Origin of the sequence: Brachybacterium sp. UNK5269 (assembly GCF_049266655.1) — a bacterium.
Classification (GTDB): domain Bacteria; phylum Actinomycetota; class Actinomycetes; order Actinomycetales; family Dermabacteraceae; genus Brachybacterium.
Window position 1 is genome coordinate 1,106,938 of sequence record NZ_CP184883.1, and the last position, 22,601, is coordinate 1,129,538.

The window sequence follows — 22,601 nt, forward strand, 5'->3', positions numbered from 1 at the left end:
GTCGGCCGCGTCGCAGGGTGCCGGGGGACCCGGCGACAGTTCAGCTGTCGAGGTCGTCCAGCTCGGCCCCGAGGCGCTCCTCGAGGCTGTGGAAGAACGCGATCACGGTGCTGAGACCGCACTGGATCGCGCTGTCGATCTGGGAGTCGAGGGCGCCGGCGCGGAAGTCCGCGGACAGCTCGCCGTAGACGCCGAGCAGACCCTCGGACTCGCGGCGCACGTAGACCTTCGGCCAGATCCGGTTCATGTTCCACTCGTTGCAGAGCTTGATCATCTCGACCTTGCGGGAGACGTCCACCGAGTGGCTCCAGCGGCCACGGGTCTGCAGCACGCCGTGCGCCTCGCCGGAGATCATGAACTGGAAACGGTAGTCGTCGAAGCGGGCGCGGAGGACCTCCGCGTGCTCGTCGTCCTCGACATAGGCGTAGCCATGACGGGTGAGGCACTCCTCGACCCGCGACAGGGACAGGGGGGCCAGACCATGGTTCGAGTCCGTCTGTGCAGGGGACTCGTTCGGTGCAGTCACTTCCAACCTCGGGCGTTTCGCAGTAGGGATCGATGATCCGAGGACCGGATCGCCGATCACCCTACTCCTTCCCTCTCGGAACGGGCCGGTCACCGCCCGTGATCCCGCTGACCCTCCCGCGGGGCGCCGCGCGACCCTCGCGGAGGGCGCCGATAGGGTGCCTGGCATGGTCGATCCCGCCCCCGCACCCCCGGCCCTCCCCGCGCCGGGACCGGCCCCGCTGGTCGCGGTGGTGGGCGCGACCGCCACCGGCAAGTCGGACCTCGCGATCGCCCTCGCGCAGCGGCTGGGGGGCGAGGTCGTCAACGCCGACGCGCTCCAGCTGTACCGGGGCATGGACATCGGCACCGCCAAGGTCACTCTCGCCGAGCGGGCCGGCATCCCGCACCATCTGCTCGACGTCCTCGACGTCACCCAGGAGGCGAGCGTCTCGGCCTATCAGCGGGCGGCCCGGGAGGCCGTCGCCGCGATCCGGGCGCGCGGGCGGGTGCCGATCCTGGTGGGCGGTTCGGGGCTGTACGTGCGCGCCGTCCTCGACGACATCCGCTTCCCGCCCACCGACCCGGCATTGCGGGCCCGCCTCGAGGAGCGCGCCGCCCGGGAGGGCCCCGAGCTCCTGCACCGCGAGCTCGCGCAGCGCGATCCGGAGGCGGCCCGTTCGATCGGCGAGCACGACGCCCGGCGGATCGTGCGGGCGCTCGAGGTCGGCGAGCTCACCGGCGGCCCCTTCGCCGCCTTCCTGCCGCGCCCGCGGTACGTCGATGCCCGCACCGTGCAGCTGGGGCTGCGCCGCGACCGCGCCGTCCTCCACGAACGGATCGCCCGACGGGTGCACGGCATGGTCGCGCAGGGACTGCTCGAGGAGATCCGCGTCCTGCGCGCCGCGGGGCTGGACCGCGGCCTCACGGCCTCGCGCGCGATCGGCTACGCCCAGGGACTGGCCGTCCTGGACGGCACCATGAGCTGCGCCGAGGCGATCGACCAGACGATCGTCGGCACCCGGCGTCTGGTGCGCAAGCAGGACACCTGGTTCCGGCGCGATCAGCGGGTGCGGTGGCTCGACGCCGACGCCGACGCCGACGCCGACGCCGACGGCGGACTGCTGGACCGGGCCCTGCGCGCCATCGAGGCGGCCGTCACCGCGCCGGACCGCGGGCAGTCGTAGGCTCGCCACCATGAGCGAGCGCATCACCTTCACCAAGGGCCACGGGACCGAGAACGACTTCGTGGTGCTGGACGACCCCGACGGAGACCTGGACCTGGACGCCGCCACCGTCGCGGCGCTCGCCGACCGCCGCGCCGGCATCGGCGGCGACGGCGTGATCCGCGCCGTCCGCTCCCGCAGCGCCGGGATCGGGGCGCCGGCCGATGCGCCCGAATGGTTCATGGACTACCGCAACGCCGACGGCTCGATCGCCGAGATGTGCGGCAACGGGGTGCGCGTGCTCGCCGCGCACCTGCAGCGCGCCGGTCACGTCAGCGCGGACCGCTTCGCGGTGCTCACCCGGGCCGGGGCGCGCACGGTGGAGATCCTCGAGCGCCCCGCCGCCGAGGGCGCACCCTGGCACGTGCGGGTGGGCATGGGGAACCCCCGCGTGACCGCCGGGGCCCGCACCGTCGAGATCGCCGGGCACCGCCTCGAGGTCACCGACGTCGACATGGGCAACCCCCATGCCGTCGCGTTCCTGCCTGCCGAGGTGGCGCTCGAGCAGCTCGACCTCGGCCGGCGGCCGGTGCTCGACCCCGAGCCCGCGGGCGGGGCGAACATCGAGCTGGTGAGCGTGCGCGGCGAGCGGCACGTGGCGATGCGGGTGCACGAGCGCGGCGTGGGGGAGACCCGCTCCTGCGGCACCGGCGTCGCCGCCACCGCGGTCGCCGCGGCCCTGCGCGCCGGCGACGACTCGCGCGCACCGTGGACCGTGGACGTGCCCGGCGGGCGCCTGCAGGTGGGCTGGACCGCGGACGGCGAGGTCACCCTCAGCGGACCGGCGCAGCTGGTCGCCGACGGCACCACCACCGCCTGAGCCCGCGCGGCGCGAGCCCTGCGGGCCTCAGCCGACCGGCCCCACCTCGAGCACCCGGAAGCCCTTCGCGCTCGCGACCTTCGCGACCGGACGCTCCGGCAGCTGCTCAGCGAGGTGGCGCGCGAGCGGGTCCGCGCCCAGGTTCTTCCCCACCACCAGGGCGGCCGTCCCCTCGGGCCGCAGCCGCGCGATCCAGTGCAGCAGCAGCGCCTGCAGGGCCGGCTTGCCGATCCGGACCGGCGGGTTGGACCAGATCGCATCGAAGGCGAGATCGGCGGGCACCTCCTCCGGGGCGGCCACGTGCACCGTGGTGACCCCCGCGCGCCGCGCGTTCTCGGCCGTGAGCTCCCGGGCGCGCTCGCTGACGTCGACCGCCCACACCTCCGCCCGGGGATGCAGCAGCGCCGCGCTGAGTGCGATCGGGCCCCAGCCGGAGCCCAGGTCCAGGATCCTGGCCTGCGCCGGCGGCTCCGTCACCACGTCCAGCCGGTCCAGCAGCACCGCCGTCCCCTTGTCCAGGCCGTGCCCGCTGAAGACCGAGGCGCTCGAGACCAGGTCCAGACGGCGGCCCGCGAGCTGCACCCGCAGCGGGAAGCGGCGGTCCTCGGTCGAAGGGGAAGGGGTGAAGTAGTGCTCGTCCACCCCGAAAGGATACGGAGTCGGCCGGGGCCGGACACCGTCGGCGAGGCGCGCCGGAATCCGCCGTGCGCAAAACCCCTCGACCCGCGAGGCTTTGCGTGGGATTCTGGGACGACCGCAGCAGCCGACGCAAGGAGTACCCCGATCGTGCCCATCGCCTTCCATCCCGAACCCGCCTCCGACGCCGACGTCGACGGGACCACCACGGGAGGAACCGGGGCCGTGGAGGACTCACCGACGGCACCCGGTGCCCGCTCCGGCGACGCCCTGACCGAGCGCATCCTCGCCCGCGGCGACGCCGCCGCTCCCTCGACCACCTTCGCCGGCGAGTCCGACGGCGAGCAGTACGACCTGGCCGACCGCCAGGCGCTGCGTCGCGTCGCCGGGCTCTCCACCGAGCTCGAGGACGTCTCCGAGGTCGAGTACCGACAGCTGCGCCTGGAGCGCGTGGTGCTCGCCGGCCTGTACACCTCCGGCAACGCCGACGAGGCCGAGACCAGCCTGATCGAGCTCGCCGCCCTCGCCGAGACCGCTGGCTCCGAGGTGCTCGACGGCGTGCTCCAGCGCCGTGCCCATCCGGATCCCGCGACCTTCCTCGGCAAGGGCAAGGCGGCCGAGCTGGCCGAGATCGTCGCCGCCAAGGGCGCGGACACCGTGATCGCCGACGGCGAGCTCGGCCCCGGCCAGCGCCGCGCGCTCGAGGACATCGTCAAGGTCAAGGTCATCGACCGCACCGCGCTGATCCTGGACATCTTCGCCCAGCACGCCAAGTCCCGCGAGGGCAAGGCGCAGGTCGAGCTGGCGCAGCTCGAGTACCTGCTGCCGCGTCTGCGCGGCTGGGGCGAGTCGATGTCCCGCCAGGCCGGCGGCCAGGTGGGCGGTGCGGGTGCCGGCATGGGCTCGCGCGGCCCCGGTGAGACCAAGATCGAGCTGGACCGTCGGCGCATTCGCGACCGCATGGCCAAGCTGCGCCGCGAGATCAAGGCGATGGCGCCGGGCCGTGAGGCCCAGCGCGCGGACCGCCGGCGCCACCGGGTCCCCGCCGTCGCGATCGCCGGGTACACCAACGCCGGCAAGTCCTCGCTGCTGAACCGCCTCACCGGCGCCGGGGTGCTGGTCGAGAACGCCCTGTTCGCGACCCTCGACCCCACGGTGCGGCGCGCCACCACGCCCGACGGCCGTGAGTTCACCTATGCGGACACCGTCGGCTTCGTGCGGCACCTGCCCACCCAGCTGGTCGAGGCGTTCCGCTCCACGCTCGAGGAGGTCGGCGGCTCCGACCTGCTGCTCCACGTGGTCGACGCCTCGCATCCGGACCCCGAGGGCCAGATCACCGCGGTGCGCACCGTGCTCGGCGAGATCGAGGGCTTCGACGTGCCCGAGATCGTGGTGCTGAACAAGGCCGACCTCGCCGAGCCCGAGACCATCGCGCGACTGCGCAGCCAGGTCGGCGACTCCGTCGTCGTCTCCGCCCGCACCGGTCAGGGGATCGACGAGCTGCGGGACCTGATCGCCGCGCGCCTGCCGCGTCCGGCGGTCGAGGTCGACGTGACCGTGCCCTACGACCGCGGGGACCTCGTCTCCCGGGTGCACACCAGCGGCGAGGTGCTCGCCGAGGAGCACCTCGAGGGCGGCACCCGCCTCCACGCCCGCGTGGATGAGGCGCTCGCCGCAGAGCTGCACGGCGCGGCCTGAGCCACCCCCGGCCGGCGCGCCGATACGCTGAGCCGATGACCGCCACCACCGAGCACCCCGCCGTCCCGAAGGCGGCCGACGTCCCCCTCGGAGTCCTCATGGACGCCGCGGTCTCGGCCATCGGCGGGGCGCCCCGGACGGGCCAGCAGACCATGGCGGAGGCGGTCGACCTGGCCATGTCGGGCGGCCGCCACCTGCTCGTGCAGGCCGGCACCGGCACCGGCAAGTCGCTGGCCTACCTGGTGCCCGCGCTGCGGCACGCCCTGGCCAGCGGTCGCCCGGTGGTGATCTCCACCGCCACCATCGCCCTGCAGACCCAGATCGTCCGCAAGGACCTCCCGCGCCTGGTCGAGGCCCTCGCCCCGCACCTGCCGCGCACCCCGACCTACGCCCTGCTCAAGGGCCGCGCCAACTACCTGTGCAAGCACAAGATCGGGGGCGGCTACCCGGTCGACATCGACCCCGGGGCGCTGTTCGCCGAGGTCTCCGCCGATCCCGCCCGCGCGGGCGGCGGCGAGCGGCTCGGCGACCAGGTGCGGAGGCTGCGGGAGTGGGCCGAGGAGACCGACAGCGGCGACCGCGACTCCCTCGAGGACGCCGTCTCCGACCGGGCCTGGCGCCAGGTCTCGGTCACCGGGAACCAGTGTATCGGCAGCAGCTGCCCGATGGTGGAGAGCTGCTTCGCCGAGCGCAGCCGGGAGCTGGCGCGCGAGGTCGACATCGTGGTGACCAACCACGCCCTGCTGGCCATCGACGCCTTCGACAAGCACGGCATCATCCCCGAGCACGACGTGGTCGTCTTCGACGAGGCCCATGACCTGTCGGGCCGGGTCACCAGCGCCGTCACCGAGGTGCTCAGCCCCGGCATGCTCCGCGGCACGGTGCGGGACCTGCGCGGCCTCGGCGTCGCGGCGACCGCGCTGGACGATGCGGCCGAGGAGCTGCGCGAAGCGCTCGAGCTCTCGCCGGAGGGGCGCGTGATCGGTGATCTCCCGCAGCGCCTCGCCGATGCGGTCATGCAGCTGCGGGTCGAGGCCCGCACCGCCCACTCGGACGCGAAGGACGCGGGCGAGGAGACCTCCGCCGGCGCCCGCAAGACGGTGCGTGCGCACCTGCAGGAGATCATCGACGTCTGCGAGCGCCTGGCCGCCCCCCACGAGGACGACGTCGTCTCCCTCTCGCACTCCGCCGCCACCGGCCGCTCGAGCCTGCAGGTGGCGCCGCTCAGCGTCGCCGGCGCCATGCGCGGCGCGATCCTCGAGGAGCGCACCGCCGTGCTGACCTCCGCCACCCTCGCCCTGGGCGGCCGCTTCGAGCCCGCCGCCGGCGAGGTGGGCCTGGCCCGCGGTGCGCGGATCGGCGCCGACGAGCTCCCGCCGCGGCCGGACTCGAACGCCTGGGCCGCGGTCGACGTGGGCAGCCCCTTCGACTACCGCCGGCAGGGCATCCTCTACACCGCGCGCCATCTGCCGCAGCCGGGCCGGGAGGGCCCCTCACCGGCCATGCTCGACCACCTGACGGATCTGGTGGAGGCCTCGGGCGGGGGAGCGCTGTGCCTGTTCTCCTCGCGGCGCGCCGCCGAGATCGCGGCCGAGCACGTGCGGGCACGGCTGGACCTGGTGATCGCCGTGCAGGGCGAGGACTCCATGGCGAACCTGGTGCGCGTCTTCCGCGAGGAGGAGGACGCCAGCCTCTTCGGCACCCTCACCCTGTGGCAGGGCGTGGACGTCTCGGGCCGTTCGCTGCGCCTGGTCACCATCGACCGGATCCCCTTCCCGCGGCCCGACGACCCCCTGACCGCGGCCCGGCAGGAGCGGATCGGCCAGCGCGGCGGCAACGGCTTCATGTCGATCTCCGCCCAGCACGCCGCTCTGCTGCTGGCCCAGGGGGCCGGTCGCCTGATCCGCTCCACCCAGGACCGGGGGATGGTCGCGGTGCTGGACCCGCGGCTCTCGACGGCCCGGTACGGGGGCTTCCTGCGGGAGTCGATGCCCCCGCTGTGGACGACCACGGACCCGGAGGTGGCCCTCGGCGCCCTGCGCCGCCTCGCCGACGGCTGAGGCCCGGGGGTGCGTCGCTGACGGCTGAGGCCCGGCACCGCGTCGGTGACGCCGGACGCGCAGGAGCGGCGCCGAGTCGCGGGCGCCGGACGCGGGCGCGCAGAGCCGCGTCGACCACCCGGTGCTCGGGTCGCCCTGGGCCCGGAGCGGGACCCGGCGGGCTCAGATCGAGCGCAGCACCGCGACGATCTTGCCGAGGATCTCGGCGTGGTCGCCGAGGATCGGCGCGAAGGCCGGGTTGTGCGGCATCAGCCAGACGTGGTCGTCCCGCTGCACGAAGGTCTTCACGGTGGCCTCGCCCTCGATCATCGCGGCCACGATCTCGCCCTTCTCCGCGGTGCTCTGCGAGCGCACCACCACCCAGTCGCCGTCGCAGATGGCGGCGTCGATCATGGAGTCGCCGACCACCTGGAGCAGGAAGAGGTCGCCGTCGCCCACCAGGCGCTGGGGGAGCGTGAAGACGTCCTCGATCTGCTCCTCGGCGGTGATCGGCACGCCCGCGGCGATCCGGCCGACCAGCGGCACCGAGATCGAGTTCGGGCTGATCTGCGGGACCGCCGGTGCCTCCGGCGCGTCGTCGGCGCCGGGCATGACCACCTCCATCGCCCGGGGGCGCTTGGGATCGCGGCGCAGGAAGCCCTTGCGCTCGAGGGCCTGCAGCTGGTGGGCGACCGAGGAGGAGGAGGTCAGGCCCACGGCGTCGCCGATCTCGCGCATGGTGGGCGGGTACCCATGGGCGGCGACGGCCTCGTTGATGGTCTCCAGGATCAGCCGCTGACGACGGGTGAGGTCCGCGGAGGCAGCGATGCCCGGCGCATCGCCGCGAGCCGGGGTCGGCGTGGGGGTGCTCGGCGTCATCGTGCGGGCCTCCTGGCTTCGTCTGTCGGACCCTCGCGGTTCCGTTGTCCTGTCTCCCAGGATAGGGCGGCGCGCACCGGACGCCAAACATGTGTTCGACATTCTTCTTGCGTGTCGCGACGGGATGGCGCTACAGTCGCACAGACATTCGATCGAACAGGAGTTCGGATATGCACACCGATACCGCCACGGTTCTTCCCTTCCCGCGGCACCGCGAGGAGCGGTCCGGGGATCCTGCTCGAGCGCACGTTCGACTCGTCCTCACCCGCCGGGGGCGCGCCGTGCTCACCGCCGTCGCCTTCGTGCTGGGCCTGCTGGTCGCCGCCGCCGTGCTGCTGCTGGTCGCCCTCCCGGCCCTCGCCGGCACCGAGGGGGAGCAGGCCGTGAGCGTCACCGTCGAGGCCGGGGACACCCTGTGGTCCTACGCGGAGGAGTTCGCGCCCGAGGGCATGAGCGAGCAGGAGTTCGTCGCCGAGGTCCGCGCGCTGAACCACCTGCCCACCGGCCGGGTCACCGCCGGTCAGCAGATCGCGCTTCCCGCCCTGGCCGAGAGCGCACGCTGAGCCGAGGCGCGCCCGGTATCCTGGGCGGATGCACTGCCCGTTCTGCCGCCATCCCGATTCGCGCGTCGTCGACTCCCGCACCTCCGACGACGGCGCGACCATTCGGCGCCGCCGTCAGTGCCCCAACTGCTCGCGACGGTTCTCGACCTCGGAGACCGCGTCCCTGTCGGTCGTCAAGCGCTCCGGGGTCAGCGAGCCCTTCAGTCGGGCCAAGGTGATCTCCGGGGTGCGCAAGGCCTGCCAGGGCCGCCCGGTCAGCGACGACCAGCTGGCACTGCTTGCCCAGCGCGTCGAGGAGGACATCCGCTCCAGCGGCATCGCCGAGATCGACGCCCACCAGGTGGGGCTTTCCATCCTGCAGCCGCTGCAGGAGCTCGATCTTGTGGCGTACCTGCGCTTCGCGAGCGTCTACCAGGGCTTCGACTCGCTCGAGGACTTCGAGGCCGCGATCGCCCGGCTGCGCACCGCGGTCGCGGACGGCACGGCCGCCCCGGCTGCTCCCTCCGCCTGAGCGGACGGCGGCCGCGTTTCGTCCCGACCGGGTCGACCCGCCCTGCGGCGGTGCGGTGCATGAGCACGCCGGGCAGTGCATAAGATGTGACGCGTGCGCCCGAGCGGTGCACGGACGGTCGGCGGTCGTGGAGGGGAAGCCACGGCCGCCGATCCCGTTCTGCAGGCAGCGGGCGGCGGGTCCTCAGCCGGTGAGGCCGGCGGGCAGTGGGCGCGCGTGGACCACCCCGAGGTGCTGGGTGGTGCGGGTCATGGCGACGTAGAGGTCGCCGGCGCCGTGGGCGTCGACCAGCTCGGCCGGCTCCACGATCACCACCGCGTCGAATTCGAGCCCCTTGGCGTCCTGTGCCGTCATCACCGCGATCTGGTCGTCCACCCCGGCGGAGCCCCTCGCCGACGCGCGGCATCCCCTCCTGCGCGCGCAGCGCGGTCGCCACGCCCTCGATGCGCTCCTGCGCCGCGATCACGGCCACCCGGCCCAGGCGCTCCTGGTGCACCGCCACCACCGCCTCGGCGGCGGCGCGGGCGAGCTGCTCGGGATCGGTGCGCCGGAGGAGCGGGTCGCGGTCCCCGTCGCGGACCGAGCTGACCGGGGTGACCGGCAGCTCGTGGGCCTGGGCCATCGCCAGGGCCGTGTCCATGATCCGGCGGGGGGTGCGGTAGTTGACCGTGAGGTGCTCGATCTGCAGGCGGTCCTGGATGTAGGGGCTCAGGGCCGCCGCCCACGAGCTGGTGCCGCCCGCGGAGGAGGTCTGGGCCACGTCCCCGACCACGGTGAAGGACTTGGTGGGCGCGCGGCGCATCAGCGCCCGCCAGCTCATGGGGGAGTGCTCCTGGGCCTCGTCCACCACCACGTGCCCGTAGGTCCAGCTGCGCTCCGAGGAGGCGCGCTCGGCCAGCGTGCGGCCGTCGCGGACCCGGCCCACCTGGTCCGCCAGGTCCTCGGCGCGGATGATGCCCGAGGTGTCGACGTTCTCGATCACCGAGCGGGCGTACTCGACATCGGCCCGGCGGCGCTCGGCGTCGTCGCGCGCCTTCGCCGCGGCCGGCGCCGAGTCCTCGCCGAGCAGCTCGGCGACCTCGTCCAGCAGCGGGATGTCCTCCACGGTCCAGGCCGCGTCCTTGGGCCGCACCAGCAGCTCCACCTGCTCCACGAGCTCCCGCGGGGCCGCTGCCCGCAGCCGGTCCGGGCGGGACAGCAGGATGCGCAGGAAGCCCTGGGGGGTGTACGGGAGCCAGGCCAGGTTCAGCTGGCGCCTGACCTCGGGATCGTTGCGCAGGTCCGTCAGCAGGTCGGGGCGGTCCTCGGGCACCACGGTGTGCCCGGTCGCGCGCAGTGCCTTCTCGTAGCTCTCCACCAGGCGGTCCATGGCCGCGCGCACGAAGACGGCGCGCGCCTCGTTATGGGGCTTGTGGGTGGCGCGGGCCTCACGGCGGGCGCTGCGGAGCGCGTCGCGGGTGAGCGTGATCGGGGTGCCGTCGATCCGCAGCCGGATGTCCCGCTCGGGGACGATCTGGCGCTGCTTGACCGCGCGGGACAGCAGCTCCGCCATGGCGAGGTCGCCCTTGAGGCGGGCGACCTCGTCGCGGTCGTGCTCGAAGGTCGCCACCCCCGGGAACAGCTCGCCGGGCGTCAGCATCACCACCCCGGACTCGCCGAGGCTCGGCAGCACCCGCTCGATGTAGCGCAGGAAGCCGGGGGTGGGGGCCATGATCAGCACGCCGGTGTGCTCGAGCCGTCGGCGATGCGTGTACAGCAGGTACGCGGCGCGATGCAGGGCGACGGCCGTCTTGCCGGTCCCGGGCCCGCCTTGGACCACCAGCACGCCCCGGTTCTCGGAGCGGATGATGCGGTCCTGCTCGGCCTGGATGGTGGCGACGATGTCGCCCATCCGTCCGGTGCGCTGCCCGGAGACCGCGGCCAGCAGCGCGCCCTCTCCCTGCAGCACCACGTCGTGGGCGTCGTGCTCGAGCACCGACTGGTCCAGCACGTCGTCCTCCAGGCCCACCACGGTGCGGCCCCGGTTGAGCAGGTGACGGCGCAGCCGCACCCCGGCCCGCTCGGTGCTGGTGGCACGGTAGAAGGCGGCCGCGGCGGGGGCGCGCCAGTCCACCAGCAGCTGTTCGCGGTCGGGGGTGAACAGGCCGATGCGGCCGATGTAGTGGCGAGCCCGGTCGTCCATGTCGAGCCGGCCGAACACCACGCTGCGGGCGACGGAGCGCAGCAGCGCGAGCCGGTCCTCGTACAGCGCCATGAAGGAGTCGCGCTCGGAGCGGTTCTGGTGGGTCGACGCCTGCTGCGAGCCCTGGATCTGGTCGAGGTTGCGCTCGACCTGCGCGATCAGCTCGTCCAGTCGGGAGTAGAGCCGGTCGGCGTACGCCTGTTCCCGCGCGATCTCCCGAGCGATCTGGCCTTCAGCGTCGTTCACGGACCTGCCCCCTGGTTCCCTCGAGCCTCCCGCCGCGCGACCCGGGCGGACCCGGTGACCGCGAGGCACGGTGGTCCATTATGGTGGACGGGCCTGGATGCGCGTGCCATCAGGTAGCCGCCGTCCAGCCACCGCGAGGGAGGAGCCCTGATGCGCGATCCCCGAGATCTCTACCGGTTCGAGTCCACCGAGGTGCTCGAGGCCGTCCCCCGGGGCGGATTGACGCTGGTGCACTCCCTGCCCGGGATGGTCGACGCCGGCAATGCGTGCCGCATCGCCTCCGCCTATCTCCGGGACGAGCTGCGGCACCTGCGCCTGGTCTCCTTCGAGACCGACGAGCTGCTCGACTACCGCGGTGCCCGGCCGCACGCGACCTTCGACGGCACCTCCTTCGTGGAGGTGGACGTCCCCGAGCTGACCCTGTCGCTCATGTACGACGAGGCGGACCGTCCCTTCCTCTTCCTCGACGGCCCCGAGCCCGACCTGCAGTGGCGCCGGCTGGCCGAGGCGCTGATCGACCTGGTGGAGTATTTCGGCGTCGAACGGGTGGTGGGCATGCAGGCGGTGCCGATGGCGGTGCCGCACACCCGCGCGATCGGCCTGTTCGCCCATGCCAACGATCCGGCCCTGCTGGGCCGGCCCGGTGCCCGCCCCAGTCCGGCGCCGGGCACCGCGCCGACGTCGCAGGACGACGGCTCCACGGAGATCGTGATCCCCGCCGCCTTCAGCACCCTGCTCGAGCATCGACTGGGCCGGGCCGGGCACCCCGCGATGGGCTACGCCGCGCAGATCCCGCACTACCTGACCCGCACGGACTTCCCGGCCGGGGCCCTGGCGCTGCTGCGCCGGGTCAGCGAGGCCGCCGAGCTCGACCTGCCGCTGGTGCACCTGGGGGATCTCACCGATGCGGCCACGGTCGCGCTGCAGGGGACCCTGGCCCAGAACGCCGAAGTGACCCAGATCGTCACCGCCCTCGAGGAGCAGTACGACGCGATGAGCGAGGGCGAGGACCGTTCGCCGCTGGCGACGACGATGGATCTGCCGACGGCGGACGAGATCGGCGAGCACTTCGAGCGCTTCCTCGCCGACCGCGACGCGGACGGACCCGAGGACCCGCCGGAGCGCTGAGGGTGGCCGATGCGCAGGCGTCCCGACCCCTCGTCCGACGGTGTTCGTTATCTCTTCGTGATCCGGTCTCGGCGAACTGCCTGTGAACCGGGCCACGGTCATGACAGAATGACGGTGTTGCGGTGATGCAGGTCCAGCAGGGCAGTCCGTCCATGGTGCGCGAGCACAGCAGTACGGCATCCGATACCCGTTCCGGCGGGGGATGGCATCACGCACCGCGATCGCGTCGTGCGATCGATGATGGACGACACAGAAGGTGACAGGTATGGCACAGGGCTCGGTCAAGTGGTTCAACGCCGAAAAGGGCTTCGGATTCATCGAGATCGACGGAGGCGGCGCTGACGTCTTCGTGCATCACAGCAAGATCGACATGGACGGCTACCGCGCCCTCGACGAGGGTCAGCGTGTGGAGTTCGAGGTCACCCAGGGGGACAAGGGGCCGCAGGCCGAGCAGGTCCGCCCTCTCTGACCGCGGAATCCCGTGATCTCACGAACCGGGCAGGAGCATCGCGCTCCTGCCCGGTTCGTCGTCGTCAGGGACTGGTCCCGGCGCCCTGGCCCAGGATCCGGCCGGCCCGGGCGAGCGCCTCCACCTGCGAGGGCTGTGCCAGCCGCACCGACACCGCGTCCGAGCGCAGGGCCCGATCCACACCCTCGGGCAGGGCGTGCTGGGACGCGATTAGCACGCAGTTCCCGCGCCGCTTGCCCGTCAGATGGGCCGGCTCGGCGATGACGCCGACGTGGGCGAACACCGAGGACAGGGTCGCCACCTCGTCCGCCATCAGCCCGCTCCCGGGCGGGGCCGCGCAGTTGGCCAGATAGATCCCGTCGCTGCGCAGCACCCGGGCGGCGTGGCCGGCGGCCTCGCGCCCGGTCAGCTCGACCGGGGTGGTGGAGCCGGCGAACACGTCGCGCACCAGCACGTCGAAGCGGTCCTCCCGCCATGAGGCCAGCGCCCCGAGCGCGTCGTCGATCCGCAGCCGCAGCTGCGGGGAGCGCGGCAGGTCGAACCAGGTGCGCACCTGCTGGGCGAGCAGCTCGTCGATCTCGACGACGATCTGGCGCGAGCGGGGGTGGCGGGCGGCGATCGCGCGCGGCAGCGAGCAGCCCCCGCCCCCGAGGTGGGCGATCTGCGGGGCCGACGCGGAGCGCTCCGCGCCCGGGCTCGGCTCGGGCCGCGCCTCGAGGTGGCGATCGATCACCAGCAGCATCCACCGCATGTACTCGAACACCAGGTGCTGCGGGTCCGGGTGGAGATGCGAGGAGGGGACGCCGTTGATTTCCACCAGCACGGAGCCGTCGTTCTCCACGCTCAGACGGGCGGTGCCGGTGGAGATGGGGATGGGGGTGTCGAGCGGGCCGAGCTGCTCGAAGGGCGCGGGGCGCGCGCGGTCGCGGCGGGACATCCGCCCACTCTAGGAGATCACCGTCGGCGTCCGCTGCCGGCCTCCGCTGCCGGACGCCGCCGCCGGGCCGCCGATCGACGGGTCCTCCTCCCTCCGCCCGCGTCCCCAGCGCGGCGGCCGCGGGCTCGTCTGTCGGACCCCGCGCCTAGCGTTCACGGTACGAGGGCGAGGCAGCATCCGCCCACCGCGCAGCAGGAGGAGGAGCCCGATGACCCCCACGACGTCCCACCGCCGACGCCCCGCGACGCTCTCCGCCGAAGCGCGGGGGATGCGGCTGCGCCTGGCCCGGCTGGATCAGGACCAGGCCGACCTGGAGCGGGCCCGGGACCTGCTGCGGCAGGGCCGGGCCATGGCCGCCGTCGATCCCCGTGAGGCCTTCGAGCTGGTGCACCGGGCCGCGCTGCGCGGCGCCGGGGTGCTGGTGGCCCGGGCCAATCGCGACCGGCGGCGGAAGCTCCCGCTGAACGTCTGGACCGCTCTGGGCCGGCTCGGCGGCGAGGACGCCGAACGCGCCGAGAGCCTGGCTCCGCTGGTGGCCGAGCGCATGCGGCTGGACCGGGACGGCTCGGCGCTGCCGGACCCGCAGCTGCTGCGCCGCCACCTCGAGGACACCGAGCGCCACCTGGACCGGGTGGCTCGGCAGCTCGTCGAGGACCTTCCCTCGCATCTCGCCGATCTCAGCACGCCGCGCTGAGCCGAGCCACCCGACCGGGGGACGGACCCGGCGGGGATCCGAGTACAGTGCGGCCTCGAGGGAGGTGTCGATGGACGCAGACGGCGACGCCGGCGGTAGGGGCGAGATCCCCTGGATCCTGCATCTGGACATGGATGCCTTCTTCGCCTCCATCGAGGTGCGCGACGACCCCTCCCTGCAGGGCCTGCCCGTCGTGGTCGGCGGCGGGGGATCGCGCGGCGTGGTCGCCGCGGCCAGCTATCCGGCCCGCACCCGCGGCATCCGCTCGGCGATGCCGATGGCGACCGCCCGTCGGCTGGCCCCGGACCTCGTCATCGTCCCGCCCCGGATGGACGAGTACCGGCGCGTCTCGGCGCAGGTGATGGAGCTGCTCGGCACCGTCGTGGCCGACATCGAGCAGATCAGCGTCGACGAGGCCTTCCTCGACGTGCGCGGGGCGCGCCGCCTGTTCGGCACCCCCGAGGAGATCGCCGCCCTGCTGCGCCGGCAGATCCGCGAGCAGCTCGGCCTGCCCAGCTCGGTGGGCGGCTCGGTCTCCCGCGCCGTCGCCAAGATCGCCTCGGCGCAGGCCAAGCCCGACGGCATGCTCATCGTCCCCGCCGCCCGCACGGCGGAGTTCCTGGCCCCGCTGCCGGTCTCGGTGATCTCCGGCATCGGCCCGAAGGCGCAGGCGGCCCTGGAGCGCATCGGGGCGCACCGGGTGGGGCAGCTGCGCGACGTCCCGGTCACCACCCTGGCGCGCGCACTGGGGCCTCGTGCCGCGGAGGTGGCCCGCCTGGCGGACGGCAGCGATCGCACCGGGCTGGGCCGCCTGGTCAAGGACCGGTCCCTGGGCACCGAGCGCACCTGGGACGAGGACCTCACCGATCCCGCGGAGGTGCGGCGCCGCATCACGCTGATGGCCGACGACGTGGCCCGGCAGCTGCGCCGCAGCCGGCTCGTGGCGCGCACGGTGGTGCTGAAGCTGCGCAGCCCCGACGGCACCACCATCACCCGCTCCTCCACCCTGGATCACCACACCGCGAGCGGGGAGCGGCTGCGGGAGCAGGTGGTGGCGCTGTGGGAGCGGGAGCGCGAGCGGATGCGCCGGGTCCGGCTCGCCGGGGTGCGGGTGACCCACCTGGAGACCGCGGCGGGGATGCCGGTGCAGTCCGAGCTGACCGCCCGGTCGGCCGGCTGGGCGGACCTGGAGGCCGCGATGGACCGCGCCGTGGACCGCTTCGGGGCCGGCACCCTGAGCCGCGGATCGACGCTGGGGCCGGCCCCCGACGGGGCGCAGCGCACCGCCGCCCGGCCCGCGCCCGACGAGGGCTGAATCCGGCATGACGCACCCGTTGCGCGGTCCGCTCGTACCCCCGCTGTGATGCCGTGCGCGGACGGTTCCCATAACTCAGGATCTCGCTCTAAACTGGAGCAATCGCCGACGAGGGCCACGGATCCTCGACCGGTGGATGGGGCGCCGACCGGCGCGAGAGGACGGGGTAAGGAGCGGGACCATGCCGCTGTCTGAGCACGAGCAGAAGATGCTCGACGAGATGGAACGCCAGCTCTTCGCTGATGATCCGCGCCTCGCGCGCGCTTTCGCACCGAACGCTCCGCCGCGCCGGAGCGGTCGCCGCATCGTCATCGGCCTGGGTGCCGTGGTGGTGGGGCTGGGCGTGCTGGTGCTCGCCGTGTCCCTGCCCGCCGTATGGCTCGGCGTGATCGCCTTCCTCGGCATGCTGGCCGGGGCGATCTACGCGGTGACCACCCCCGGTGGGCCCTCGAAGGGATCCGGCGGTGGCGGCGGCGGAGCGGGCCCGCGCGGCCCCAGCGCGCCGCAGGGCGATCGCAGCGGAACCTTCCTGAACAAGATGGAGGAGCGTTGGGAGAAGCGCGCCGGCGACGACCCCCGCCTGTGATCCCCGGCTGATCCCGCGCGGTCCCCGCCGCCTCCACGACCTCCGATGCCCCGGCTCCCTCGAGCCGGGGCATCGTCATGTCCGGAGCCCGCAGCCCGCAGCCCGCAGCCCGCAGCCCGGAGCCCGGTGCCGGCCTGGCCTTGACGCCCGTGCCGACCTGGCCGCGCCGCCCGTGCCGACGGCCTGCCCGCCCGTGCCCGACAGCGCTCCGGAGGCGGGCGACGAGGGCGCCACCGGCAGCGCTCCCGTGCCGCCCGCAGCGCTCCCGCGCCGCCGTCGGCGGACGATTCCCCACCTCCCTCCACCACCGCCCCCGCCGCCCCTGCACCGTCCTCCCCACACCGGCTCGAGCGTCTCGGTCCGGGTCCTGACCTGCACGGTCGTCGGAAGGCCGGTGGCCACGGCCCCGTTCCGGGGCCGCCGCTGTCCGGGATGTGCAGGCTGCCCACCCCGTCTCCACCGAATCCCCTCCACCTCGCCCCACCACCGTGACCTGCGGTGATCGACATCGCAGGGCGGCGGATGCCGCGAAGTGTGGCTTCCGGTGGGGAGTAGTGGGGTAAAGTGGAGCGCGTTGGGAGGAGAGGGGTTCCGGATCGCGAACGGCGGCAGGTGAAGGAGGGCGTGGATGTTCCTCGGCACCTTCACGCCCAAGCTCGACGAGAAGGGCCGCCTGATCTTCCCGGCGAAGTTCCGCGACGAGCTCGCCTCGGGACTGGTCATGACTCGTGGACAGGAGCACTGCATCGCCGTGTACCCGCTCATCGAGTTCCGCCAGAAGCTCGAGGACGCCCGTCGGGCGCCCACCACCGATCGGCGCACCCGCGACTACCTGCGGGTGCTGCTCTCCGGCGCGGAGGATGTCATCCCGGACAAGCAGGGCCGCATCACCATCCCGAGCCACCTGCGCACCTATGCGGGCCTGGACCGGGAATGCGCGGTCATCGGCGCCCTCGACCGGCTCGAGATCTGGTCGCTCCCGGCCTGGGAGACCTATCTGGAGCAGAAGGAGGAAGGGTTCGCCGAGACCTCCGAGGAAGTGATCCCCGGCCTGTTCTGAGCCCGACCCCGAGGACCTCCGTCCTGTGAGACCTCTCGTCGTTCCCGCCCCGACGCAACTTCCCCGGTGGCGGGTCGGGAACGACGAGGAATCTGACAGGACGGCACCGCGGAGGACCCGCACCGCCGCATCGGGGCGCGGCGCCCGGATCGCCGCACGCAGCACACGAGAGAACGCAGTCAGTCAGGGGGGCACATGGAGCAGGCGCAGCACGGACTGCCGGCGGAGGATCGGCACGTCCCGGTCCTGCTCGCCACCTCCGTCGACCTCCTGGCCCCGGCGCTCCAGCAGCCCGGCGCGATCCACATCGACGCCACCCTCGGCATGGGCGGCCACGCCGCCGCCGTCCTCCAGGCCGCCCCGCAGGCCCGCCTGATCGGCATCGACCGGGACCCCCAGGCTCTCGACCTCGCCCGGCAGCGACTGGACCGCGAGGGAGTTGGCGAGCGCGCCACCCTGGTCCACGCCACCTACGACCAGATCCCCGAGGTCCTCGAGGATCTGGGCCTGGACGGCGCGCACGGCGTGATGATGGACCTGGGACTGTCCAGCTTCCAGATCGACACCGCCGACCGCGGCTTCTCCTACTCCGTGGACGCCCCCCTGGACATGCGCATGGACACCTCCTCCGACGGCCCCACCGCCGCGGACCTCCTGCGCGACCTGCCGGAGGCGGAGCTCTCCCGGCTCCTCCACGAGCTCGGCGACGAGCGCTTCGCCCGGCGGATCGCGCGCCGCATCGTCGAGCAGCGCGAGACCGCGCCGCTGACCCGCAGCGGCGAGCTGGTCGAGCTGCTGGACCGGGCGATCCCCGCGGCCTCCAAGGCCAGCGGCGGGCACCCCGCCAAGCGCACCTTCCAGGCGCTGCGGATCGCCGTCAACGAGGAGCTCGAGATCCTCGCCGCGGCCATCGAGTCCGCGCTGGACTGCCTCCACGTCGGCGGCCGCATCGTCGTGGAGTCCTACCACTCGGGCGAGGACCGTCTGGTCAAGACCGCCTTCACCCGCCGCACCCGGTCCTCGGCGCCTCCGGGACTCCCGGTCGAGCTCGAGGAGCACAAGCCCTCCTTCGCGCCGCTCGTGCGCGGCGCGTTCCAGGCCGACGAGTCGGAGCGCGGGGGCAACCCGCGCGCCGCCTCGGTCCGGCTGCGCGCACTGACCCGTACCCGACCCGCCGAGAGAACTCACTGAGATGGCCAGCACCTCCGCCGTTCATGCCCCCGCGGTCCGCCCTGTCCGCAAGGCGACGCCGACCACCGCTGCCGCGCCGCGCCTGACCGTCGTCGCCGCCCCGGCGACCTCGCGCGGCTCGCTGCCGTTCACGATGCTGTGCACCCTCATCGTCGCCGCCACCCTCGCCGCGCTGCTGTTCATGAACATCCAGATGTCCGACGCGAGCTACGAGATCACCCGGCTGCAGGGGCAGTCCCAGCGGCTGACTGAGGAGCGCCAGGGGCTGGCCCAGACCAACGAGCGCCTCGGCACCCCGCAGGAGCTCGAGCGCCAGGCGCGCGAGATCGGCATGGTCCCGGTGTCGGATCCGGCCTACATCGACCTCGACACGGGCGAGATCATCGGCGAGACGTCCCCGGCGGCGCAGACTGGGGGCATCGCGGAGCTGGCTCCGGTGCCCGCCGAGGTCGCCGTGCCACCCGCCCAGATCTACGACGAGCCCACCGCCTACCACGGCATGGGCAACGAGGGGGCCTGACCGATGGCGTCATCGCGCAGGAGCGGTTCCGCGCGCCCGACCCGCTCCGGCGGCGGTCGGCGCCCGCAGCCGGCCGGGCCGCAGCTGCGGCTCCCGCAGGCCCGGGTGGGCAACCCCGCCACCCGCCACCGCCTGCTGATCACCCTGATCATGGTCGCCGTGCTCGCCCTGTCCGGCCGGCTGATCTGGGTGCAGGGACTGGACGCGAGCGCCCGCGCGGAGGAGGCGATCGCCCAGCGCACCGTCTCGCGCACCATCCCCGCGCTGCGCGGGGAGATCCTCGACCGCAACGGCACGGTGCTGGCCAGCTCCGTCAAGCGCTACGACATCTGGGTCAACCAGCGCCAGGTCGTCGAGCACCTCAAGAACTCCGAGACCGCCGAGGTCAAGGGCGTCGCGGCCGCCGCCAAGGAGCTCGCCCCGGTGCTGGGCTGGTCCGAGAGCGAGACCGCGGAGAAGCTCACCGGCGAGCGGGGCTTCGTCTACCTGCTGAAGAACGTCGAGCCCGAGGTGCGCGACGCGGCGATCGCGCTGAAGATCCCCGGCATCGGGGCGGACCCCGTGGCCGACCGCATCTACCCGGCGGGGTCCGTCGGCGGCAACATCCTCGGCTTCGTCGGCGCCGACGGCACCGCCCTGGCCGGCACCGAGCTCTCCTTCGACGAGCAGCTGCGCGGCGTCGACGGCAAGACCACCTACGAGCGCGGCAGCGGCGGACAGATCATCCCCACCGGCTCGCAGGAGACCACCCCCGCTGTCGACGGCAGCGATGTCGTGCTCACCATCGACCGGGACCTGCAGTGGAAGGCGCAGCAGATCGTCGCGGGCGCCGTCGAGCAGCACGGGGCGACCGGCGGCAGCGCCGTGGTCTACAACGCCCGGACCGGCGAGGTGCTCTCGCTCGCCGAGCACCCCACCTACGACCCCAACGACCCCGGCGCCGCCGAGGAGCAGGACCGCGGCAACCGCTCCATCTCGAACGTCTTCGAACCGGGCTCCACCGGGAAGGTGTTCACGATGGCCGCGGCGATCGAGGAGGGGACCGTGACCCCCGCCTCGCAGTACGAGGTCCCCTACGAGATGTACTTCGACGGCCACCGGATCAAGGACTCCCGCCCCCACCCCGATCAGAAGCTGACCCTGGCCGGGGTGCTGAAGAACAGCTCCAACGTCGGCACCGTGCAGATCTCCGAGACCCTGGACCCGCAGGTCCGCTACGACTACCTGCGCGCCTTCGGGCTGGGGGAGAAGACGGGGGTGCAGCTGCCGGGCGAGTCCGCCGGCACGGTCCACCCGGTCGAGGACTGGAACGGCCGCACCCGCTTCACCACCTCCTTCGGACAGGGGTACAGCGTCAACGCCCTGCAGATGGTCTCCGCCGTGGGCACCTTCGCCAACGACGGGGTGCGCGTCCAGCCCTCCCTGATCGCCGGGATCCGCCAGGAGGACGGCACCGTGCGCCCCCTCGGCGAGCCCGCGAGCACCCGCGTGGTCTCCTCCGAGACCGCCACCACGATGCGCGAGCTGATGGACAACGCGGTCGAGGACGGCGTCTCCGGGGCGAGCGTGACCGGGTACGCGGTGGCCGGCAAGTCCGGCACCGCCCAGGTCGGCGACGGCACCTACACCTCCTCCTTCATCGGCTTCGCCCCCGCGGACGACCCCGAGATCGTGATCGGCGTGTACCTGTTCGGCCTGAACTCCTTCGTCTCCGGCAGCCGCGCCGCCGGCCCCGCCTTCTCCGAGCTGACCACCTTCGCCCTGCAGAACCAGAGCATCGCACCGACCGGCCAGCCCGGTCGCGAGCTCGCGGACGAGTGGTGAGCCGGCAGTGAGCGCCGAGGACCAGCCCGAACCGGCGCGCCCGCGCCGCCCCGTCGGCGCGAGCGCGACCGACCTCGCCCGCGCGCTCGGCGCCGAGCAGCCCGCGCAGGACGCCGAGCTGCACGGGGTCACCCTCGACTCGCGCTCTGTCCAGCCGGGGGACCTGTGGTGCGCCCTGCCCGGTGCCACCGCGCACGGCGCCGACTTCGCCGCCCAGGCCGCCGCCCGCGGCGCCGTCATGGCCCTGACCGATCCCGCCGGCTCGGAGCGCTGCCGCGCCGCCGGGCTGCCCGCCCTGATCGTCGCCGATGCCCGGGCGGCCACCGCCACCGCCGCCGCCCTGGTCCAGGGCCGGCCCGCGCAGCGCCTCGCGACCATCGGCGTCACCGGCACCAACGGGAAGACGTCGATCACCACCGCCGTCACCCGCACCCTCCAGGCCCTCGCGGTCCCCGCCGGCGTCATCGGCACCAGCGGCACCAGCTACCGTGGCGCCGACGGCGCCGAGCACCGCATCGCCACCGTCCGCACCACCCCCGAGGCCCCCGAGCTGCACGGCATCCTCGCCCGCATGGTCGAGGACGGGGTGCAGGTCGCGGCGATGGAGGTCTCCAGCCACGCGCTGGTGCTGCATCGGGCCGACGAGGTCGTCGTCGACGTCGCCTGCTTCACCAACCTCACCCAGGACCATCTCGACTTCCACGGCACCATGGAGGCCTACTACCAGGCCAAGCGCGAGCTGTTCACGCAGCGCCATGCCCGCTCCGGCGTCATCTGCGTCGACGACCCCTGGGGGCGGCGGCTGGCCCGGGAGGCCGAGATCCCGGTGGTGACCTACGCGACGCTGCCCGGCGTCGAGGCCGACCACGTCGCCCTTGACCTCCGCCCCGACGGCTACGGCAGCACCTTCACCGCCCACGGCCCGGACGGCGCCCGCACCCTGCACGCCGCCCTGCCCGGCCGCCACTACGTCGCCAACACCCTGGCCGCCGAGCTGCTGCTCGCGGCGGTCGGGCACCACGGCCCCCGGGTCGCCCGCGCGCTCGGGGTGGCCGGCACCGTGCCGGGCCGGATGGAGCCGGTGGCCCACAGCCCGATCCGCGGCGTCGTGGACTACTCCCATACGGCCGATGCCCTCGACCAGGCGCTGAGCACCCTGCGCGCGGTGCCCGACACCGGCCGCCTGATCGTCGTGATGGGCGCCGGCGGGGACCGGGACCGGAGCAAGCGCCCGGCCATGGGCGCGGCCGCCGCCCGCCTGGCCGACGTGGTGATCGTCACGGACGACAACCCCCGCACCGAGGACCCTGCCGCGATCCGCGCCGCGGTGATCGGCGGCATCCCCGCCGACACGAAGGCGCAGGTCCACGAGGTGGACGGACGGGGCGCGGCGATCGATCTGGCCGCCCGCCTGGCGGACGTGTCCGACACCATCCTCGTGGCGGGCAAGGGAGCCGAGACCGGACAGACGATCGGCGGTATCGTCCAGCCGTTCGATGACCGCCTCCGACTGCGTGACGCGCTGACCGCGCGCGGCGGCACCGACGTCGACGACACGGATGAAGGGCGCTGA

Annotated in this window: 20 protein-coding genes; 16 read left to right on the plus strand and 4 right to left on the minus strand. The window is 73.7% G+C overall.

Annotation, left to right across the window (positions count from 1 at the left end; genetic code table 11):
- Window positions 1–40: 40 nt before the first annotated feature.
- Entirely contained in the window at window positions 41–526 is a 486-nt protein-coding gene (locus tag ACOJUI_RS05080; protein WP_422117002.1) for a YbjN domain-containing protein, read from the minus strand.
- Between the two features lie 166 nt (window positions 527–692).
- On the opposite strand from ACOJUI_RS05080, the gene miaA reads away from it, so the two are divergent.
- Both miaA and dapF read left to right on the plus strand, forming a co-directional pair.
- Complete coding sequence (miaA, locus tag ACOJUI_RS05085) at window positions 693–1,691, plus strand: tRNA (adenosine(37)-N6)-dimethylallyltransferase MiaA (RefSeq protein ID WP_422117003.1); 999 nt, start codon at window positions 693–695, stop codon at window positions 1,689–1,691.
- A gap of 10 nt (window positions 1,692–1,701) precedes the next feature.
- Complete coding sequence (gene dapF / locus ACOJUI_RS05090; protein ID WP_422117004.1) at window positions 1,702–2,550, plus strand: diaminopimelate epimerase; 849 nt, start codon at window positions 1,702–1,704, stop codon at window positions 2,548–2,550.
- A 27-nt stretch (window positions 2,551–2,577) separates the two neighbouring features.
- Here dapF and ACOJUI_RS05095 read toward each other — a convergent pair whose 3' ends face one another.
- On the minus strand, window positions 2,578–3,192 hold the full coding sequence (locus tag ACOJUI_RS05095) for a class I SAM-dependent methyltransferase (RefSeq protein ID WP_422117005.1): 615 nt from the start codon (window positions 3,190–3,192) through the stop codon (window positions 2,578–2,580).
- Between the two features lie 144 nt (window positions 3,193–3,336).
- On the opposite strand from ACOJUI_RS05095, the gene hflX reads away from it, so the two are divergent.
- Both hflX and ACOJUI_RS05105 read left to right on the plus strand, forming a co-directional pair.
- Window positions 3,337–4,884 (plus strand): GTPase HflX, encoded by a 1,548-nt coding sequence (hflX, locus tag ACOJUI_RS05100; protein ID WP_422117006.1) that lies wholly within the window; start codon window positions 3,337–3,339, stop codon window positions 4,882–4,884.
- 35 nt (window positions 4,885–4,919) lie between these two features.
- Window positions 4,920–6,944, plus strand: a complete 2,025-nt coding sequence (locus ACOJUI_RS05105) for an ATP-dependent DNA helicase (protein WP_422117007.1) — start codon at window positions 4,920–4,922, stop codon at window positions 6,942–6,944.
- Window positions 6,945–7,106: 162 nt separating this feature from the next.
- Here the strand turns inward: ACOJUI_RS05105 and lexA are convergent, their stop codons facing one another.
- Window positions 7,107–7,802 (minus strand): transcriptional repressor LexA, encoded by a 696-nt coding sequence (gene lexA / locus ACOJUI_RS05110; RefSeq protein ID WP_422117008.1) that lies wholly within the window; start codon window positions 7,800–7,802, stop codon window positions 7,107–7,109.
- A gap of 170 nt (window positions 7,803–7,972) precedes the next feature.
- On the opposite strand from lexA, the gene yneA reads away from it, so the two are divergent.
- From yneA to ACOJUI_RS05130, 4 genes are all read left to right on the plus strand, one after another.
- Window positions 7,973–8,365 carry a cell division suppressor protein YneA gene (gene yneA / locus ACOJUI_RS05115; protein ID WP_422117009.1) on the plus strand — a complete coding sequence of 131 codons (393 nt, stop codon included), beginning with the start codon at window positions 7,973–7,975 and terminating at the stop codon, window positions 8,363–8,365.
- A gap of 28 nt (window positions 8,366–8,393) precedes the next feature.
- Window positions 8,394–8,876, plus strand: coding sequence for a transcriptional regulator NrdR (nrdR, locus tag ACOJUI_RS05120; protein WP_422117010.1), 483 nt, complete (start codon window positions 8,394–8,396; stop codon window positions 8,874–8,876).
- 2,578 nt (window positions 8,877–11,454) lie between these two features.
- Window positions 11,455–12,432 carry a PAC2 family protein gene (locus tag ACOJUI_RS05125; RefSeq protein WP_422117011.1) on the plus strand — a complete coding sequence of 326 codons (978 nt, stop codon included), beginning with the start codon at window positions 11,455–11,457 and terminating at the stop codon, window positions 12,430–12,432.
- A gap of 265 nt (window positions 12,433–12,697) precedes the next feature.
- Window positions 12,698–12,901 (plus strand): cold-shock protein, encoded by a 204-nt coding sequence (locus tag ACOJUI_RS05130; protein WP_096164087.1) that lies wholly within the window; start codon window positions 12,698–12,700, stop codon window positions 12,899–12,901.
- A gap of 64 nt (window positions 12,902–12,965) precedes the next feature.
- Here ACOJUI_RS05130 and ACOJUI_RS05135 read toward each other — a convergent pair whose 3' ends face one another.
- The gene (locus tag ACOJUI_RS05135; protein WP_422117012.1) at window positions 12,966–13,838 is read right to left on the minus strand and encodes a spermidine synthase; all 873 of its coding nucleotides are present in this window, start codon (window positions 13,836–13,838) and stop codon (window positions 12,966–12,968) included.
- A 208-nt stretch (window positions 13,839–14,046) separates the two neighbouring features.
- On the opposite strand from ACOJUI_RS05135, the gene ACOJUI_RS05140 reads away from it, so the two are divergent.
- The 8 genes from ACOJUI_RS05140 to ACOJUI_RS05175 all read left to right on the plus strand — a co-directional run bounded on the left by ACOJUI_RS05140 (window position 14,047) and on the right by ACOJUI_RS05175 (window position 22,601).
- Window positions 14,047–14,532 (plus strand): SAV_6107 family HEPN domain-containing protein, encoded by a 486-nt coding sequence (locus tag ACOJUI_RS05140; protein WP_422117013.1) that lies wholly within the window; start codon window positions 14,047–14,049, stop codon window positions 14,530–14,532.
- 70 nt (window positions 14,533–14,602) lie between these two features.
- Entirely contained in the window at window positions 14,603–15,847 is a 1,245-nt protein-coding gene (dinB, locus tag ACOJUI_RS05145; RefSeq protein WP_422117014.1) for a DNA polymerase IV, read from the plus strand.
- Between the two features lie 181 nt (window positions 15,848–16,028).
- On the plus strand, window positions 16,029–16,433 hold the full coding sequence (locus tag ACOJUI_RS05150) for a DUF3040 domain-containing protein (protein WP_422117015.1): 405 nt from the start codon (window positions 16,029–16,031) through the stop codon (window positions 16,431–16,433).
- A 628-nt stretch (window positions 16,434–17,061) separates the two neighbouring features.
- Window positions 17,062–17,493, plus strand: coding sequence for a division/cell wall cluster transcriptional repressor MraZ (gene mraZ / locus ACOJUI_RS05155; protein WP_422117016.1), 432 nt, complete (start codon window positions 17,062–17,064; stop codon window positions 17,491–17,493).
- A 195-nt stretch (window positions 17,494–17,688) separates the two neighbouring features.
- Entirely contained in the window at window positions 17,689–18,684 is a 996-nt protein-coding gene (gene rsmH, locus ACOJUI_RS05160) for a 16S rRNA (cytosine(1402)-N(4))-methyltransferase RsmH (RefSeq protein ID WP_422117017.1), read from the plus strand.
- A gap of 1 nt (window position 18,685) precedes the next feature.
- Window positions 18,686–19,204 carry a hypothetical protein gene (locus ACOJUI_RS05165; RefSeq protein WP_422117018.1) on the plus strand — a complete coding sequence of 173 codons (519 nt, stop codon included), beginning with the start codon at window positions 18,686–18,688 and terminating at the stop codon, window positions 19,202–19,204.
- A gap of 3 nt (window positions 19,205–19,207) precedes the next feature.
- On the plus strand, window positions 19,208–21,028 hold the full coding sequence (locus ACOJUI_RS05170; RefSeq protein ID WP_422117019.1) for a peptidoglycan D,D-transpeptidase FtsI family protein: 1,821 nt from the start codon (window positions 19,208–19,210) through the stop codon (window positions 21,026–21,028).
- Between the two features lie 7 nt (window positions 21,029–21,035).
- Complete coding sequence (locus tag ACOJUI_RS05175; RefSeq protein WP_422117020.1) at window positions 21,036–22,601, plus strand: UDP-N-acetylmuramoyl-L-alanyl-D-glutamate--2,6-diaminopimelate ligase; 1,566 nt, start codon at window positions 21,036–21,038, stop codon at window positions 22,599–22,601.